The sequence below is a fragment of the Moraxella cuniculi genome, from assembly GCF_900637105.1.
In the GTDB taxonomy this organism is placed as follows: domain Bacteria; phylum Pseudomonadota; class Gammaproteobacteria; order Pseudomonadales; family Moraxellaceae; genus Moraxella; species Moraxella cuniculi.
The window spans coordinates 946,348-964,365 of sequence record NZ_LR134343.1 but is presented as its reverse complement, the minus strand read 5'-3'; the positions used below and the strand labels follow the sequence as shown (position 1 = coordinate 964,365).

At 46.8% G+C, this 18,018-nt stretch carries 13 protein-coding genes; 3 read left to right on the top strand and 10 right to left on the bottom strand.

What is annotated here, in order from left to right; translation table 11 throughout:
• Nucleotides 1–41: 41 nt before the first annotated feature.
• Both EL162_RS04460 and EL162_RS04455 read right to left on the bottom strand, forming a co-directional pair.
• Entirely contained in the window at nucleotides 42–971 is a 930-nt protein-coding gene (locus EL162_RS04460) for an electron transfer flavoprotein subunit alpha/FixB family protein (protein WP_126330387.1), read from the bottom strand.
• Nucleotides 972–996: 25 nt separating this feature from the next.
• A complete protein-coding gene (locus EL162_RS04455) occupies nucleotides 997–1,746 on the bottom strand; it encodes an electron transfer flavoprotein subunit beta/FixA family protein (protein WP_126330385.1) in 750 nt (249 codons plus the stop codon).
• A gap of 227 nt (nucleotides 1,747–1,973) precedes the next feature.
• Here EL162_RS04455 and EL162_RS04450 point away from each other — a divergent pair, with 227 nt between their 5' ends.
• Entirely contained in the window at nucleotides 1,974–2,864 is an 891-nt protein-coding gene (locus tag EL162_RS04450; protein ID WP_126330383.1) for a DMT family transporter, read from the top strand.
• A gap of 38 nt (nucleotides 2,865–2,902) precedes the next feature.
• Here the strand turns inward: EL162_RS04450 and hutI are convergent, their stop codons facing one another.
• The 4 genes from hutI to hutH all read right to left on the bottom strand — a co-directional run bounded on the left by hutI (nucleotide 2,903) and on the right by hutH (nucleotide 7,646).
• Nucleotides 2,903–4,126, bottom strand: coding sequence for an imidazolonepropionase (gene hutI / locus EL162_RS04445; RefSeq protein ID WP_126330381.1), 1,224 nt, complete (start codon nucleotides 4,124–4,126; stop codon nucleotides 2,903–2,905).
• Nucleotides 4,127–4,186: 60 nt separating this feature from the next.
• A complete protein-coding gene (gene hutG / locus EL162_RS04440) occupies nucleotides 4,187–5,212 on the bottom strand; it encodes a formimidoylglutamase (protein ID WP_126330379.1) in 1,026 nt (341 codons plus the stop codon).
• A gap of 24 nt (nucleotides 5,213–5,236) precedes the next feature.
• A complete protein-coding gene (locus EL162_RS04435) occupies nucleotides 5,237–5,863 on the bottom strand; it encodes a LysE/ArgO family amino acid transporter (RefSeq protein WP_126330377.1) in 627 nt (208 codons plus the stop codon).
• A gap of 226 nt (nucleotides 5,864–6,089) precedes the next feature.
• Nucleotides 6,090–7,646, bottom strand: a complete 1,557-nt coding sequence (hutH, locus tag EL162_RS04430; RefSeq protein WP_126330375.1) for a histidine ammonia-lyase — start codon at nucleotides 7,644–7,646, stop codon at nucleotides 6,090–6,092.
• 306 nt (nucleotides 7,647–7,952) lie between these two features.
• On the opposite strand from hutH, the gene EL162_RS04425 reads away from it, so the two are divergent.
• Entirely contained in the window at nucleotides 7,953–8,642 is a 690-nt protein-coding gene (locus EL162_RS04425; protein ID WP_126330373.1) for a DUF305 domain-containing protein, read from the top strand.
• A 142-nt stretch (nucleotides 8,643–8,784) separates the two neighbouring features.
• On the opposite strand, the gene EL162_RS04420 is transcribed toward EL162_RS04425, so the two are convergent.
• Nucleotides 8,785–10,098, bottom strand: coding sequence for a YjiH family protein (locus EL162_RS04420; protein ID WP_126330371.1), 1,314 nt, complete (start codon nucleotides 10,096–10,098; stop codon nucleotides 8,785–8,787).
• A 208-nt stretch (nucleotides 10,099–10,306) separates the two neighbouring features.
• Entirely contained in the window at nucleotides 10,307–12,034 is a 1,728-nt protein-coding gene (gene hutU / locus EL162_RS04415; RefSeq protein ID WP_126330369.1) for a urocanate hydratase, read from the bottom strand.
• Between the two features lie 379 nt (nucleotides 12,035–12,413).
• On the opposite strand from hutU, the gene EL162_RS04410 reads away from it, so the two are divergent.
• Nucleotides 12,414–12,959, top strand: a complete 546-nt coding sequence (locus EL162_RS04410; protein WP_126330367.1) for a GNAT family N-acetyltransferase — start codon at nucleotides 12,414–12,416, stop codon at nucleotides 12,957–12,959.
• Between the two features lie 157 nt (nucleotides 12,960–13,116).
• Here the strand turns inward: EL162_RS04410 and EL162_RS04405 are convergent, their stop codons facing one another.
• Both EL162_RS04405 and rapA read right to left on the bottom strand, forming a co-directional pair.
• Nucleotides 13,117–14,625, bottom strand: coding sequence for a YifB family Mg chelatase-like AAA ATPase (locus EL162_RS04405; protein WP_126330365.1), 1,509 nt, complete (start codon nucleotides 14,623–14,625; stop codon nucleotides 13,117–13,119).
• Nucleotides 14,626–14,816: 191 nt separating this feature from the next.
• On the bottom strand, nucleotides 14,817–17,681 hold the full coding sequence (gene rapA, locus EL162_RS04400; RefSeq protein WP_126330363.1) for an RNA polymerase-associated protein RapA: 2,865 nt from the start codon (nucleotides 17,679–17,681) through the stop codon (nucleotides 14,817–14,819).
• Nucleotides 17,682–18,018: the final 337 nt, after the last annotated feature.

The window sequence follows — 18,018 nt, the reverse complement described above, 5'->3', positions numbered from 1 at the left end:
CCAAAACAAAACACACCCAATTGAGTGCGTTTTTGTCGATATTATAGCTTGTCAGTGAGCTCTGGCACCACGCTGAACAAATCCCCTTCCAAGAAATAATCAGCGACCGCAGCAATCGGTGCTTCTGGGTCATTGTTGATTGCCACGATGGTCTTAGAATCTTTCATACCTGCCAGATGCTGAATCGCTCCAGAGATACCAACAGCAATATACAAGTTTGGTGCAACGATTTTGCCTGTTTGACCAACCTGCATATCATTTGGCACAAAACCTGCATCAACTGCTGCACGGCTTGCACCGACTGCCGCACCCAATTTATCCGCCAATGGCTCGATATATTTGGCAAAATTCTCACCACTTGCCAATGCACGACCGCCTGATACCACGATATTTGCCGAAGTAAGCTCAGGACGATCAGATACCGCAAGCTCTTCTTTGACAAAACTTGATTTGCCAGCATCAAGCGTAAGCGGCACGCTCTCTATCGCTGCTGCACCTGTTGATTCAACAGGGTCAAATGCCGTTGCACGCACCGATACCACAATGATGCTCTCGCTGGATTTGACAGTTGCGATGGCATTGCCTGCATAAATCGGACGCTCAAAAGTATTGGCATCAATGACCGCTGTAATATCTGACACCATACTCACATCAAGCAATGCCGCCACGCGTGGCAAAAAATTCTTGCCTGTGGTGGTTGCAGCAGCAAGAATATGGTTATAACTTACCGCCAGCTCCTTGACCAACAAAGCGACATTTTCGGCAAGTTGATTGGCATAGGCGGCATTATCCGCCAGCAAAACTTTGCTCACGCCTGCAATCTTGGCAGCTTGCTCTGCAACCACCTGACAGCCAGAGCCTGCCACCAATACATGTACCTCGCCACCGATTTTGCTTGCTGCTGCAACCGTTGATAGCGTTGCTGATTTTAATTCTTGGTTGTCGTGTTCTGCATAGACTAAAATTGTCATCTTAATTATCCTTATTATCTGTTAATTAAATCACGCGTGCTTCATTTTTTAGCTTGCCAATCAGCTCATCAACTGATGCTACCTTAACACCTGCCGAACGCTCTTTTGGTGCTGTAACCTTGAGTGTTTGTAATTTTGAGGTCATATCAACGCCAAAATCTGCTGGAGTTTTGTTTTCCAGTGGTTTTTTCTTGGCAGCCATGATGTTTGGCAGTTTTGGGAAACGAGGCTCATTCAGACGCAAATCGGTGGTAATCACCGCAGGCAATGGCAAAGCTACTGTTTGCAAACCACCGTCAATCTCACGAGTAACCTTAACTGCATCACCCTCAACTTCCACTTGAGAGGCAAAAGTACCCTGACCAACACCCATCAGTGCAGCCAGCATTTGTCCTGTCTGGTTGTTATCATCATCAATCGCCTGCTTGCCAAGCAAAACGATTTTGGCATCTTCTGCCTGTGCAACCGCTTTTAGGATTTTGGCAACTTGCAGTGGGTGGGCTTTTTCGTCAGTTTCTACCAAAATACCACGATCCGCCCCCAATGCCAATGCCGAGCGAATCTGCTCTGCTGCCTGACTTGTGCCAATTGATACAGCAATAATTTCGCTGGCAATGCCTTTTTCTTTTAGGCGTACCGCTTCTTCAATGGCAATCTCACAAAAAGGATTGACGGACATTTTGGCATTGGCAAGCTCCACGCCTGACTCGTCCGCCTTAACACGCACCTTGACATTGTGATCGACAACGCGTTTTACCGCAACTAATATTTTCATAATTTCCTCTTTTAATTAAAAACAAACAACAGCTATACAATACACATTTCAGACAAGTTTGTAAACCATTACAAGCAAATTTTCGCCAAACAATGGCAAATTTGACCCATTGGTCATTTTTGTAACATAATTTTGCCAATTTTATAAACAGTTCTCATGGCACGCTTGTTTTGTACGCCAATTTGCTTGTGATATAATAGCACTCTGCTTTTTACCAACCGCTTGCCATGAAATTCTTTCGCCACCTAAGCACCACCCAACAAGGCTATTTATTCACCATTATCACCATGTGCATTTGGGGCAGTTTTGGGCTGCTTGCTCGCATGAACGCCTACTGGCAAATCCAAGTTTGGGATGTATTGCTGTTGCGGTTTGGCATAGCAGCCTTGGTACTGATACCGATTTTGTGGCTAAAAAAAGATTATCGGTTTTTGTTTGACTGGCGGATGCTGATTTTGGCACTGGTTGGCAGTATTGGCTATTGCACTTTGGTTTATAGTGGATTTTTTTATGCCCCTGTGGCACACGGCGTGGTGTTTTTAAATGGTACTTTTCCGCTGTTTGCCGCACTGATAGGCTATGTTGTGCTAAAACAAGGCATTGACAAGCACACAGGCATCGGTCTTGGGATTATTGTGGCGACCTTGCTGCTGATGGCAGTGATGATGATTGCTGACAATGCTCGCTTTGGCATCGGTGATGTGTTTTTTATTTTAAGCGGTGCTTGCTGGGGGCTATTTTCTGTCTTATTACGGCAATGGAATTTTTCCGCATGGCACATCATGAGTGGCGTGGCGATATGGTCTGCCATTTTATACATTCCTGCCTATGTGCTATTTGTAGAACCAAATTTTGCCAACAATCAACCAGTGCATTTGGTCATACAAGGGCTGTTTCATAGTATTTTTGTGGTGATTATTGCCACAATTAGCTATGCCAAAGCCGTAGCACAAATCGGTGTATTTCAGGCAGGCAGCATTGCCAATTTGGCACCATTTATTGCCAGCCTGCTTGCCGTGCCACTGCTTGGCGAGATGATTGATACCACTTTGCTTCTTGGGCTAATTGGTATGGCACTGGGTGCATTGCAACCATGGCGATGGCTGCAAAAAGCCTAGAGCCATAAGCTGTTCTTTATTATCTTAAGCATTAACCATCAGTGGCGTGATTTGCCTGCAACAATGAGCTGTTTGAGTACATTTTGTCCAATCAAATAGCTCAAATCCGCAGGTCTGTCTATCTGCCAGATTGCCAAATCAGCATCACAGCCAACCGCCAATTTACCTTTATTTGGCAGCCCCAATGCACAGGCAGCATGAATGGTTGTGCCAGCCAACGCCTCCTCTGGGGTTAGGCGAAACAGTGTGCAAGCCATATTCATAGCAAGCATAAGCGATACCGATGGCGATGTGCCGGGATTGCAGTCAGTTGATACCGCCATTTTTACCGCATGGCTACGCAGCTCATCAATCGGTGGTACTTTGGTTTCACGCAAGCAATAAAAGGCAGTCGGTAGCAATACCGCAACCGTATCAGCTGCCGCCATTTTGACAATATCGCCACTGGATAAATACTCAATATGGTCAGCAGACAACCCCCGAAAACTTGCCACCAAGCCACTGCCGCCCATGTCGGACAATTGTTCGGCGTGCAGCTTGACAGGCAGATTCAAGGACTGTGCCACCTTAAATACTCGTGCCACTTGCTCAATGGTAAAGGCAATTTTTTCACAAAAAGCATCAACCGCATCCACCAGTCCTTCTGCGTGCAAAATCGGCAGCCATTGGCAGACTTTTTCAATATAAGCATCAGCATCGCCTTGGTATTCTGGCGGCAGAGCATGAGCAGCAAGGTAGGTTTTTTGTACGCTAATGCCATAATCCTCGCCAAGTTTTTTGGCGACTTGGAGCATTTTTCGTTCGCTGTCTAAGTCCAAACCATAGCCTGATTTGATCTCGATGGTCGCCACGCCCTGATTAACCAGTGCCAGAAATCTGGGCAGGCTTTGCTCATACAGCTGTTCAAAACTCGCCTGCCGTGTCGCACGCACTGTTGATAAAATACCGCCGCCATTTTTGGCAATGGTTGTATAATCCACGCCAGTTAATCGCATCTCAAACTCATCACTGCGATTGCCCGCATAGACCAAATGTGTATGACAATCAAGCAATGCAGGGGTCAGCCAGCCACCACAGGCATCAATCCTCTCGTTTGCATGGTGCGTGGGCAGCTCTGCCATACTGCCAATCCATGCAATCTTGCCATCAACAATGCCCAAAGCTGCATTCGCCACCGCCCCATAAGCCGTACCACGACCAAAGCCAAACTCTTCATTCATCGTGGCAAGGTTGGCATTGATAATCAAGGTGTCAAATCTCATAAATGCTCCCTATGCTGTCTTGTCTATTGTCATAGATGATGGTTTATTTTTGATTAAATTTTATTTGATTTTTTCTAATAAAAATGCCTGTGCCATCTGAGCCAATAATCGTGCCGCTACCTTTGCACCCCGTCCGTCAATATCATAATTGGGATTAAATTCAGCAATGTCTACTATTTTTACTTTGCCGCTTTTGATGGCATGAATTAAGCATTTTTCAACAAAATGCACATCCAGCCCCTTGGCATTGACCGCACTGACCGCAGGCATAAAGCCAGCTTGTAAACAATCCAGATCCAGCGTCAAATACAGCACATCCACGCCATCGATGAATGCATCAATCCGTGCCTTAATCTCGTCAAAAGATAGCTCATGACAGGCATTTTCATCAATGATATGCACGCCCAAACGCTCCGCCTTATCAAACAAAGCGGCAGTATTACCAAACTCACTGATGCCAATCGCCAAATAATGAAACGCCCGATTATGCTGAGCCAAAAAATCAGCAATCTGCAAAAATGGCGTGCCACTGGTTGCATATTTATCACAACGCAGATCAAAATGGGCATCAAGATTAATAATGCCAATGGATTTATCCTGACTGCCCGACAATGCCAATGCACGATGAAGCCCCATAAACGAGCCAAAGGCAATCTCATGCCCACCACCGATGGCAATTGGTAAGCTGCCACTGCAAATAATCTTGCAAATATCGTCAGCATACTGGCTCTGGCATTGCTCCAAAATATCCACAGCAATCTTATCATCATCAGCACACTGAATATTGCCAGCGTCAGCGACCAGCCCACCTGACAAAACCGCCTCGCCAAAAGCACGCCATAGCTTGCTGGAGACTGGCAGTTTGCCAAAGGCGGCCTTAATCACATCTGGTGCGTGCTTTGCACCAATGCGTCCTTGATTGCGTTGCACGCCCTGATCGCAGGCAAAGCCTAGAAGCGTAATCGGTTGCTGCTCATATTCAGCAATCGCCTGCTGCCAATAACTGGCAGTGTTATGCTCATAATTTTCTTGGCGTGCTGTATAAATGGCTTGATTATAAGCTGTTTTGATTATTTGTGCTGACATCTAAACCTCGCAAATTGCTGACCATCACTGCCCGATGAATAACCGATAGGCAAAAGCAAGCAAGCCAAAGGCAATCCACCACATAATACAACCGATAACAAATTCCAAAATTCGCCATGCTTTTGGTTTTTGGAACAAAGGCAACAAAAATCTGGCACCAAAGCCCAAACCAAAAAACCAGACAAATGAGGCAAGCAACGCCCCTGCCAAAAACTGTAATTTCTGCTCAAATGCCAGCGTCCCTGCGATACCACCAACAATCACCACTGTGTCCAAATACACATGGGGATTTAATAAAGTTACCGCCAAAGTGGCAAGCACTGTGGTTTTTAGCTTGTCAGAAACTTGATTTTGACCATCAATAAGCAATGAGTCATTGCCAGCAAATGAGCTTTTAAAGGAATTAAACCCATAAACACCCAAAAATGCCGCACCAAAAATTGCCAATCCGCCACTTAGCCATTTGTTGGTTGCCAATATTGACCCCAAGCCCAGCACGCCGATGGTCATCAGCAAAAAATCACACAAAAAACAAATCAAACTGACGGCAAAAACATTGTTTTTCTTCAGTCCGTTTTTTAGCACAAAGGCATTTTGACCGCCAATTGCCATGATTAGACTTGCCGAAACCAACGCCCCTTTCACAAACATCGCTACCACCCTAAGTCTCTCGGCCGTTATGATTATACAAATCCGCCCTACAAGCCATCATCGGCAAATAAAGCGGTCTTTGGGCGTGGTCATTAATAGGCTAAATTTATATAGACCAAGTGCAAACATTAATGCTGTGCCTTTGACATTGACCCAAAGGCACCATGCTATCACAAATCCTTAAAAACACAACCCAAAATCCAAAAAAGATCTTGGGCGTGCGTGCTTATTCTGCCAGATACCACTCATCACGCAAATTGTCCCAATGGGCAAGCAGCTCGCCTGACAACACCAAGTTTTTGGCATTTTCAATATCAGGGGCAAAATAGCGATCTTTGTCATAAAACGCCACTTTTTGACGCAGCAGCTGGTGCGTTTTGGCAAGTAGCGGCGAGGTACTAAGACCTTCTTTGGCATGAAAATCCACTCCCTGTGCCGCTGCCAATAATTCAATGCCGACAACCGCTGCGGTGTTATGTGCCATCTCATACAGGCGGCGACCAGCATAAGTTGCCATCGACACATGGTCTTCTTGGTTGGCACTGGTAGGAATGCTATCAACACTGGCTGGGTGTGCGTGTGATTTGTTCTCACTGACCAAAGCCGCCGCCGTAACATGAGCAATCATAAAGCCTGAATTGGTGCCAGCATTTTCCACCAAAAACGCAGGCAGACCTGATAAGGTTTTGTCAATCAACAAGGCAATGCGGCGTTCGCTCATTGAGCCAATCTCACTGATGGCAAGTGCCAGCATATCAGCAGCAAACGCCACAGGCTCGGCATGAAAATTACCGCCACTGATTGCTACTGCTTCGCCGTCATTATCAAAAATCAACGGATTGTCAGTTACCGCGTTGGCTTCTTTTAATAAGGTTGCCCCTGCCTGATTGATGATATCAAGACACGCCCCCATCACCTGCGGCTGGCAACGCAAGCAATAAGGATCTTGGACACGGTCATCGTCAATCTTATGCGATTCACGGATTTGACTACCATCAATCAAACTGCGATGTGCTTTGGCAATTTGGATTTGTCCATGATGGCCACGCACCTTATGAATGCGTGCATCAAATGGTGCATCCGAGCCTTTGGCAGCATCAATTGACATACTGCCTGTAATGGTCGCTGCTGCCAACAAATCTTGTGCCAAAAACAAGCCGCGAATCGCAAGTGCTGTTGAGGCTTGTGTGCCATTAATCAGTGCCAAGCCTTCTTTGGCAGCCAGCGTAATCGGCTCAAGCCCTGCCTGTGCCAATGCCTGTTTGGCTGGCACAAGCTCGCCATGCACTCGCACTTGTCCTTCGCCCAAGATTGCCAAAGTCATGTGCGATAGCGGTGCCAAATCACCCGATGCCCCCACCGAACCTTTGGCAGGAATGCACGGCATGATGTCATGATTGATAAGATTAATCAGTGCATCAATCACGCAAGCACGCACGCCCGAATAGCCCTGAGCTAGGCTTGAGATTTTCATTACCACAATCAGTCGCACCACCTCATCAGGCAACAGCTCGCCTGTGCCAACCGAATGACTTAGGATAAGATTGCGTTGCAACAATTCAAGCTCATCGTTGGCAATGCGTGTTTTTGCCAGCAGCCCAAAGCCTGTATTGATGCCGTACGCCGCCTTGTCGCGTTTGATAATCTCTTGCACTGCTTGATGTGATTTTTCGATCGCCGCATAGCTGCCTTCGGACAAACGAATGGTGGCTGGCTTGGCATAAATTTGGCGCAACTGCTTAAAACTTAGCTGACTTGGTATGATTGTCAAGGTTGGCTTCATGATAACACTCCTAAAATCTGGTCAAATGTTTTCATATTGTCAAACAACAAATAAAATCGTGGTGATGCAAGCCTGCCGCTCAATTAACTGCAAATAGCCCAAGCATCATATCAAAAAATGACTATAGCAACAAAATAGTATAATTTCAAGACATATTAACTACAAAACTCATACCCTGCCAGTTGCCATCAAGTTGCATTCGGCTTATTTTTGGGTATAATGAAAACTTGCGATTACTATTCTCCATAGAATCAGGGCTGATTACAGTTCTGATTATCATTCACTTAATAACCAACTGAGGGTTTTATGAAAAAAATTCTTCTAGCAGCTGCCATTTTGCCGTTGATGCTAACCGCTTGTAATCAACAAAAAGCACCAGAACAAGCCAAAACAACCGATGCCGCCGCAACCACCACAACCGAAACTGCCGCCGCTCCAACAACACAACCAGCAGCTGATACCGCTCAAGATTCAGTGCTGACAGAATACATGAAAATCGTTGCTGAATCTTTGGACAAAAGCCTAACCGCCGAAGCCAGCAACAGTGCCGATCGTATGTTTGCCCAGAGCGTGCAACCACAGATTGACAGTGCGATTGCCATGGCAAATCTACAACTAAAAAATGGCACCGATCCACTATTGACTGGCATTGCCCAAAAAATCGCCGATAATGCTACAATCAGCAAAACTTTGGGCGACTATTTGGCAAACAATCAAGATGCCAGCGAAGCATTTGCCGAAAAAGAAGAATTCAACAAAGAACTTATCGAGCTGCACGAAGATCTGATGGGTACAGCGGACAATGCCGAAGCAGCCATCAGTGCCGATAAGATATTTGCCAAAAACCTACTTGCCAACCATGAAGCAGTGGTTGATTTGGCAGAACAACAACTCAAATACGGCAAAGATGACAGCCTAAAACAACTGGCTCAATCATTAATCAGCAACAATGAAGCGGTCATCACCAGCCTAAAAGATTGGCTAAAAGCCAACTAATCACCCAAACGCCCTAGCAATAGGCAGTTTGGTGATTTGATAAGCAAGACCTAAATTTGGGTCTTGCTTTTTTTGCCTGTTATTTTTGTACCGCACAAATCCAGTGCGGCAAGCCAAAATATCGCAACCGTCTTCACTTAGCCTAAGCCAACCAGCCCAATGCCAAAGCCAGCTGAGCAAAAGCACACGCAAGCACAATGCTTAATGCCGTACGGATAAACCAAATCAAAATCATTTTTGGCACGGACAAGGGGATATTGGTCGCAAGCACACAAGGTATCATCGCCGAGAAAAAGATGATTGAACTCACTGGCACGATTGCCGTTACAAATCTGGTTAAAATATCGCTATCGGCAAGCAACAATGCAGGCAAAAACACCTCGGCAAGCCCTGCCGACAAGCCCTTGGCAACCACCATCGGCTGAGGCAGCCCACCCAAATAAGTAAAAGGATACAATGCCATGCCCAATACATCAAACACAGGCGTATACTTGGCAAAAAGCAGCCCAAGTAGACCGATGGCAATGATGGACGGTACAATTGCCGCTGCCATCTCAATACCATCTTTGAGATTTATCCACAAAACCTTTAGCAAACCATCGCTGGCTTTGGCAGTATTAATACCAGTGTCAAAAGCAAGTTTTAGGCGGCTTTGACCCTGTGCAGTAACATCGGCAATTGGCTTACTGTTATCCATCGTAGCAATGGGCGGCAAGCGTGCGGTTATCGCCGTTACCAAAAAAGTAATCACCAAGCACGACCAAAAATACAAATTCCAAAAATCCATCAGATTAAGCGTTTTGGCGATAATCACCATAAAAGCTGTCGAAACGGTAGAAAATCCCGTGGCGATAATCACCGCCTCTTTGGTGGAATATTGACCTTGCAAATACACGCGATTGGTAATTAACAATGCCACCGAATAGCTGCCGACAAATGACGCTACCGCATCAATCGCTGAAGCACCGGGAGTTTTCCAAATCGGTCGCATCACAGGTTGCATCAGCACACCCATCAGCTCAAGCAAGCCAAAGCCAAGCAAAAATGCCAACATCATCGCCCCAATTGGAACAATCATACCAACAGGCAAAGCCAATTTATCAAACAAAAACGGCATCATGTCTTTTTGCATGATGAGCTCTGGTGCCAGACCTGTGATATAAAGCACTGCCAATATCAAGCCTGCCACCTTAAGGGCGGTCAAAATCTTATTTGTTAAGTTATGCTTATAACTACCTGTAACAAATGGCTTTGCCACACCATAAATCATCAAAGCAAACAGCAGCACAATCGCCAGTGGTTTTTGTTCATTCACCAGATAGCTTGCCGCATGGTCAAAAGCAATCGTGCGTTTGTTACCAATAGTAAATGGCACAAAAAACATCACGATTCCCACAAGGCTAAAGACAATCATCTGCCAAAGGGCAAGCTGGGTGGATTTGTTGTGTTGTGTCATCGTTTTATCCTTAAAACACGCCAAGCAAAAGGCGGCGTGATAGATGATACAATCAAGCAGACAGCTTGGATATTGTACTGCCTATCCGCCTTGCTGTTTAAACCGAGTTGCCACAAACAGCAAAATCATCATCAGTCAAACAGCAAGGCACATCTATCACGCTTATACTTTGGCAACTGCTTTGGTTAAGCAATGCCAAACAGATACATCATTTAATCATCGGCAGATTTAGCCCAAAGTTTTTTGCCGTCTCGATGGCAAGCTCATAACCTGCATCAGCATGACGCATCACACCGCTGCCACAGTCATTTACCAGCACATTGGCAAGGCGTTTGGCGGCAGCATCAGTACCGTCCGCTACGATAACCATGCCCGAATGCTGGCTGTAGCCCATGCCAACACCACCACCGTGATGCAAGCTCACCCAAGTTGCCCCGCCTGCGACATTGAGCATACCATTTAACAATGCCCAGTCTGACACAGCGTCCGAGCCGTCTTTCATACTTTCGGTTTCGCGGTTGGGGCTGGCAACAGAGCCTGTATCCAGATGATCTCGACCGATGACAATGGGGCCTTTTAGCTCGCCATTTTTGACCATTTCATTAAACGCCAAGCCCGCCTTATCACGCTCACCAAGCCCAAGCCAGCAAATACGAGCAGGCAAGCCCTGAAAATGAATGCGGTCTTTTGCCATATCTAGCCAGTTGTGCACATGGGCATTATCAGGGAACAGTTCTTTGATTTTTTGGTCAGTCTTATAAATGTCCTCAGGGTCGCCAGACAACGCCACCCAGCGAAACGGCCCTTTGCCTTGACAAAACAAGGGACGGATATACGCAGGCACAAATCCCGGAAAATCAAAGGCATTTTTCACCCCTTCATCAAAGGCAACTTGGCGGATATTGTTACCATAATCGGTTGCTGGTACGCCCATCGCCTGCAAATCAAGCATTGCCTGCACATGCACGGCACAAGATTTGGCAGCGTCTTTGGTGAGGCGTTCGTGCAAAGCAGGGTCAGCCTGTGCCGCTTTCCACTCATCTACCGTCCAACCGATTGGCAGATAGCCGTTGATCAAATCATGAGCCGAAGTTTGGTCAGTAACAAAATCAGGCTTCAGATACGCCGTGTCAGCCGTGGCGGTTTTGGCTCGCTTGACAATCTCTGGCAAAATCTCGGCAGCATTGCCGAGCAAGGCAATTGACACCGCTTCACCTTTGGCAGTATGTTCTTTAATCAGCTCATAAGCATGATCCAAATTATCCGCTTGCTTATCCACATAGCCAGTACGCAGGCGGAAATCAATGCTTGATTGCTGACACTCAATATTTAGACTCGCCGCCCCTGCAAAGGTCGCCGCCAGTGGCTGAGCACCACCCATCCCACCCAAGCCTGCTGTCAAAATCCAGCGACCTTTCCAGTTGTTGGTGGATTTATCCACACCATTGCCAAAGTGCTGACGACCTGCCTCGGCAAAGGTTTCATAAGTACCTTGGACAATCCCTTGCGTGCCAATATAAATCCAGCTGCCCGCGGTCATTTGTCCGTACATGAACAAATCTTTGCGGTCAAGCTCATTAAAATGCTCCCAAGTTGCCCATTTTGGCACAAGGTTTGAGTTGGCAATCAGCACTCGTGGTGCATTTTCGTGCGTATTAAACACGCCCACAGGCTTGCCTGACTGCACCAACAATGTCTGATTATCCTCAAGCGTCTTTAGCGTCTCAAGAATCTTATCATAACACTCCCAGTTGCGAGCCGCTCGCCCAATGCCACCATAAACCACAAGGCTTTGTGGATTTTCGGCAACATCTGGGTGCAGGTTGTTTTGAATCATGCGAAATGGTGCTTCGGTCAGCCAGCTTTTGCAAGTCAAGGTTGTGCCTGTCGGTGCTTTGATAACGCGGCTTGTGTCAGTGCGAGTAAATTTGCTCATAAAATATCCTTTTTTGGCAGGTGAAAATTAGACCAAATAAACTTGCCCAAATCATTGGTCAAATTTATATAGACAAATTTAGCAAAAAAGCCAACGCATTGCAAGCAAATCAAGCAAAATTGCCAAAATAAACGCTACTTATTGATTTATTTAACTTTTATGAAATTTTCAATTTATATTTTGGTAATATTTATCGCCATTTGTCCCAATTCTTGCTTGCTTTGATGATTCATTTGATAATATTTAATTAATTAATACTTAATTATATAATAAATTTAATGACATCAATCACCATTGGCAAAGTGATGCCACTGGCTTTCTTGACAGTTGGCAGGCTTAGGGTTTAAGATATCAACAGTCAAGCACAAGGAGTATCACCATGGATATTAGCAAACTTCACTTTGTTCAGCCAGAATTTGCCAAACACGCACAAGCCGTGCTGGATTTTCGCCGCAAGTTTAATGCCGTCAATCCTGAGCTGCATGGTGCCAGCGAGCTAAACGCCTTTAGCGACAGTGGTATCATCGGCTGGTTTCATTATCTGAACGCCCCTGCAGGCAGCAACTGGTTTGGCTATGCCAAAGTGGCTGACAGCACTTATCTGGCAATGCTTGATGAAGTGGTTGTTGGCATTGTTAATATCCGCCATGAGCTTAATGATTTCTTATTGCAGTTTGGTGGTCATGTTGGCTATAGCACCCACCCTGATTATCAAGGGCGTGGCATTGCTACCGCCATGTTACGATTTGCTGTGGCACGGCTAAATGAACTGGGCGTCAATCGGATACTCATCACCTGCGATGAGCATAATATCGGCTCACAGCTTGTCATCAGCAAAAATGGCGGCGTGCTTGAAAATACCCTCGCCCACCCAAGCAACGCTGGCAAAAAACGCAGACGCTACTGGATTGGTAACGAGAACTAGCCCAAACACTACCCTTTTGGCATATAGCCCAAGTCAATCAAGCGGTTATCTTAGATACACATGGATTATCATCACTGCTTGATTGACTGCATTTGACAAAATAATTGAAAATAATTGATAAACTTGCACTGTCCTGTCGCCAGCCAATCCACGCCAATCAGCGATAGCTTAATGCCTCGGCAAGATGCACTGTAGTAACCTTGTCGCTGGCCGCCAAATCAGCAATGGTGCGTGCCACCTTTAAGATACGATGATAGCTGCGTGCCGATAGATTAAGTCTCGACTGTGCCAACTGCAACATTTGTTGCTCGGCAGTACCCAGCACAACCACCTGATCAAGCTGACTGGGGCTAAGCTCATAATTGGCCTTGCCCTGCCGTGCGATGGCAATTTGTCGTGCTGCCACCACTCGCTCACGCACAACAGACGAAGCCTCGCCTGCTGGTGCATTTTGCAGCTCATTGATGGGCATGGCTGGAACTTTGATATGCAAATCAATGCGATCAAGCAGCGGCCCTGAAATTTTATCTTGGTATTTTTTCACCTGTTCAGCTCGGCAATGACAGCGACCTGATAAATCACCATAATAACCACAAGGACAAGGATTCATTGCTGCAATCAGCTGAAAATCTGCAGGAAAAGACACTTGAGAATTGGCGCGCGAGATGACGATCTGCTTGGATTCGATTGGCTGACGCAAAGTCTCCAGTGTCCTGCGGTCAAACTCTGGCAATTCGTCCATGAACACCACGCCACGATGTGCAAGGCTAATCTCACCGGGTTTGGGACGCGAACCACCGCCAACCAATGCCGCTGCCGATACCGTATGATGAATGGCACGAAATGGTCTCTCGCCAAAACGACACTCCACCCCAGCGATGGAATAAATGCTCGCCACCTCCAATGCCTCTTCTTCAGCCAGTGGTGGTAGAATGCTTGGCAGTCTTGATGCCATCAGCGTCTTACCCGAACCGGGCGGACCCATAAATAATAACGAATGCCCGCCTGCTGCTGCCACCTCCAACGCTCGGCGTGCATGATGCTGACCTTTTACATCCGCCAAATCAAGTGCATATTCCACCGCCAGATTATGTACAGCGGCGGTAGCAGCTGGCAACAAATCCGCCTGATTACTGCTGACACCGCTAACCACCTCCAGATGGCGACAAACCGCCTCAAGCGACTGTGCCGCCAACACGGTAACGCCGCCTGCCTTGACTGCCTCTTCGGCATTGGTGGTTGGGACAATCAGTGTGCGTTTGCCATCTTTGGCGGATTTGACTGCACGAGCCACAGACAACGCCCCAGTAACAGGTCGCAGCTCGCCATTTAGTGCCAACTCACCGACAAACTCATACGCTGCCAGCACCGACTCATCAATCTGACCACTTGCTGCCAAAATCCCCATGGCAATCGGCAAATCCAGCCTAGCTCCATCTTTTGGCAAATCAGCAGGGGCAAGATTGATGGTCAAACGGCGATTGGGAAATTCAAAGCCTGAATTAATCAGTGCCGAACGCACACGATCCTTGCTCTCTCGCACCGAAGCCTCAGGCAATCCAACAATGGTCAAGGCAGGCAGCCCTTGTGATAAATGCACCTCAACAAGCACCTGTGGTGCGTGCAGACCAACCACCGAACGGGTATATACTTTGGCAAATGACATCAGATATCCTTATTTGGTTCATTTTTTATCCATCATAGCACACTCTGGCGTATCTGGCAGTGTTTTGTGATAAATTTCACCAAAACTTCTGCCAAGCGGCTTTGTTAATCGCCACTTTGTCAGCCTGATGATAGCACCAGACGAGCCGCAAGCATTATTTGTCCATCATTTTACAAATCATCAGCCTTCAATCAATCAGGTGCGACCACCACCAACACCCGAATGCTGTCTGGTACCAGCGACAATCCACCCAGTGCCTGCATTCCTTGCTGTTTTAGCTCCTGCAAGGCAGCGATTTCATCATGACGCACATTGGGATTGATTGCCTGCAATCTGGTCAATCTGCCAATCTCTTTATCCATGTGTTCGGCAAAGGCAGTACTTGCCTGACGGCTGATTTCATCAAGCTGAGCCGTGGCGATTTGCTTGGCATCTTGGCTGCGGTTATCAATAATATCGGCACGCACTTTGGTAACTTGGCGAGCACGAGCCTTATCAAGTCGCTCAATCAATGGCAGGATTTTTTCGCTGGTTGCCACCGCTGTCAAATCATCACCACGCTCGCTCAAAAACACACGCAAGCTCTGCTTAGGCAGATAAGCTGATAAATTTAATCGCTTGGCAGCAATCGCCTCAATGCGGAAGTGGTTTTCAATCAACAGCATGCCTTTTGGCAGGGCGGCAGATTTTAATAAAGCAACCTGCGTATTGCCAAAAGCACCTGACAAAACCCCCTCCAAAATCGCCTGCACCAACGGATGTTCATAGCTCATAAACTGCAAATCTTCACGAGCCAAAGCCTGCTTGCGGCTAAAGGTCAAACTCATGCCATCTTCGTCAAGTGGCAAGCTCTCAATGCCCTCTATATCAACCTGAGAGCCATCAATTGGGTGAATAATCCACGAACCATCTCGCTGCACGCTATAATCAATGCCAACCGCTGTCAAATATCTGTCCAAAAATACAGGCAGCAGCTTATTCTCATCAAGTTCTTGCATTGCCGTTTCGATACGCGCAGCGACATTCGGGCGGCATGAATTATACTCAAGCAGACGATCTCGCCCTGCCTGTAGCTGCTCCTCTAGCTGCTTACGGTATTCCAAGGCGTCTGCAATCAAGCCAGCCAACGCCTCACGATTATCAGGGGTATCCGCCGCCTCAAGCAGTGGCTTAAGCTGTGGCAAATACGCCTCTTGCACCGCTTGGGCAGTTGGGCTGATTTGATGAAAGATATTTAACGCCCCATCATACCAATGATACAGTCGCTCTTGGGCAGTTCCCACGACAAATGGCACATGCAGACGGATTTGGGCAATCTGTCCAATGCGATCCAACCGACCAATGCGTTGCTCCAGCGTGTCAGCATTGGCAGGCAAATCAAACAGTACCAAATCCTGCACAAATTGAAAATTACGCCCCTCCGAGCCAATCTCTGAGCATAACAAAATCTGTGCCCCTGCCTCATCGGCAAAAAACGCCGCCGCCTGATCTCGCTCAAGCAAGCTCATCTGCTCGGTAAACACCGCCGTCTTTATGCCAGCGTGCAATCGCAACGCCGCCTCTAGGCTTTCGATGGTTGCTCCACTTCGTGCAATCAGCAGCACCTTTTGGTGCTTTAATTGTTCACGCAATAGCCCAATCAACCACGCCACACGCGGGTCATGCTCAAGCCATGAGCCATCAGGATAATTTTCCTCGCCCCACAGCTGCTCACGCAATTTGCCTTGTGTATAATGGGTGTTTTGCCATGCCATCGGCAGTGGCAGCGGATACGGCACACTCATACGCCCAAAAAATCCCTGCACGCTGTCTCGTGTATTGCGAAACAACACACGCCCAGTGCCATGCCTATCCAAAAGCTCATTAATCACATGGGTACGCAGTCTCTCATTGGCATTAATATCGGCCAGTTGCACTTCATCAAAGCCAAGCAATCCTGCCACCGCACGAATCTGTTTGGCGGACAATTCCACGCCATCAATCAACAAAGTTGCCACCATCGCCACATCGGCAAAAGCATCTTGGGCAGCAACAAAATCCTCCAAATCATCAAAACGATGCGGATCAAGCAATCGCAAACGAGCAAAATGACTCTCCACGCCCAGCTGTTCAGGCGTTGCAGTCAATAACAACACGCCTGCAATATTGGCAGCAAAATCCGCCACCAGCTCGTATTTGTCATTGCCACCTTGTTCGCTGTCCCAATGCAGATGATGTGCCTCGTCCACCACCAACAAATCAAACCCTGCTGCATAAGCCTGTTCATACAAATCATGATGATCAAGCAACAAATCAATCCCTGCGATGATAAACTGCTCTGTCAAAAAGACATTTTGCTCAGGATTATGCTCTTTGATGGATGCAGTACGCACCAAATCAAACAACGCAAAGTCCAAATTAAACCGCCGTTTTAACTCAATCATCCACTGATATTGCAAACTGTCGGGCACCAATATCAGCACACGCTCCACTTTGCCTGTGATGATTTGCTGATGGACAATTAGCCCAGCCTCAATTGTCTTACCCAGTCCAACCTCATCAGCCAGCAACACACGAGGAGCAAGTCGCTTACCGACCTCATGAGCAATATACAACTGATGCTTGATGATATCCACCCTTGCTCCTATCAGACCACGCAATGGGTGGCGACTTAGCATGGCTTGGATACGCAAAGCATCTTGACGCAATTCATACTCATCTGATGAGGCAATATGCCCTGCCAGCAGTCGCTCCAGCGGCTTTGCCAGAGTAATATTGGCAGCCAATCTGGTCTCCATCAGGCTTTTGCCACAGCTTAAGTGGTATCGCACCACCCCTGATATTTCCTCACGGCTTGCCACTGTGTACAGATTGCCATCTTGATCTGTAATGCTATCGCCTTTTGAGAATATGACACGAGACAACAACGCCGATGCTTTGGCATAGACTCGCGTCTGTTCACTTTGGGGGAATAAAATATGCACACAGCGATCATCAACATCTATCACCACACCCAAACCCAGACTTGACTCACTGTCGGACAAATAACGCTGACCAATGGCAAAATTTTCACTCATAGACTGCTCGATTTTTTGATTATTGTCATACGCCAATATTTGGCAAAAGCAAACTGTTTATTTTACTTGAGTTGGCAAAATTTTTCACATATTATTTTATCATTATCAATAATAGTCACCAATTTGGCAGTCTGGTGCAATCTTAGGCTGGCTTGGATTTTTGGCTCATCAATAGCCACAAGCTCCCACTAAGCCAAGGGTCAGCAGTCTACAATACTCACAGCAAACGGTCATCGCCGCCACGGTTTTACCAAACTTACCAACTATCTTCTTGTTTTTATTACCTTTTGGGATAGCCAGTTAAAAAAGCTAAACAAAAATTTCTAAATTGCAACAA

What these genes read in the sequence shown, in the direction of transcription:
- EL162_RS04460 (WP_126330387.1), bottom strand. Translation starts at nt 971, where the DNA reads ATGACAATTTTAGTCTATGCAGAACACGACAACCAAGAATTAAAATCA.
- EL162_RS04455 (WP_126330385.1), bottom strand. Translation starts at nt 1,746, where the DNA reads ATGAAAATATTAGTTGCGGTAAAACGCGTTGTCGATCACAATGTCAAG.
- EL162_RS04450 (WP_126330383.1), top strand. Translation starts at nt 1,974, where the DNA reads ATGAAATTCTTTCGCCACCTAAGCACCACCCAACAAGGCTATTTATTC.
- hutI (WP_126330381.1), bottom strand. Translation starts at nt 4,126, where the DNA reads ATGAGATTTGACACCTTGATTATCAATGCCAACCTTGCCACGATGAAT.
- hutG (WP_126330379.1), bottom strand. Translation starts at nt 5,212, where the DNA reads ATGTCAGCACAAATAATCAAAACAGCTTATAATCAAGCCATTTATACA.
- EL162_RS04435 (WP_126330377.1), bottom strand. Translation starts at nt 5,863, where the DNA reads ATGTTTGTGAAAGGGGCGTTGGTTTCGGCAAGTCTAATCATGGCAATT.
- hutH (WP_126330375.1), bottom strand. Translation starts at nt 7,646, where the DNA reads ATGAAGCCAACCTTGACAATCATACCAAGTCAGCTAAGTTTTAAGCAG.
- EL162_RS04425 (WP_126330373.1), top strand. Translation starts at nt 7,953, where the DNA reads ATGAAAAAAATTCTTCTAGCAGCTGCCATTTTGCCGTTGATGCTAACC.
- EL162_RS04420 (WP_126330371.1), bottom strand. Translation starts at nt 10,098, where the DNA reads ATGACACAACACAACAAATCCACCCAGCTTGCCCTTTGGCAGATGATT.
- hutU (WP_126330369.1), bottom strand. Translation starts at nt 12,034, where the DNA reads ATGAGCAAATTTACTCGCACTGACACAAGCCGCGTTATCAAAGCACCG.
- EL162_RS04410 (WP_126330367.1), top strand. Translation starts at nt 12,414, where the DNA reads ATGGATATTAGCAAACTTCACTTTGTTCAGCCAGAATTTGCCAAACAC.
- EL162_RS04405 (WP_126330365.1), bottom strand. Translation starts at nt 14,625, where the DNA reads ATGTCATTTGCCAAAGTATATACCCGTTCGGTGGTTGGTCTGCACGCA.
- rapA (WP_126330363.1), bottom strand. Translation starts at nt 17,681, where the DNA reads ATGAGTGAAAATTTTGCCATTGGTCAGCGTTATTTGTCCGACAGTGAG.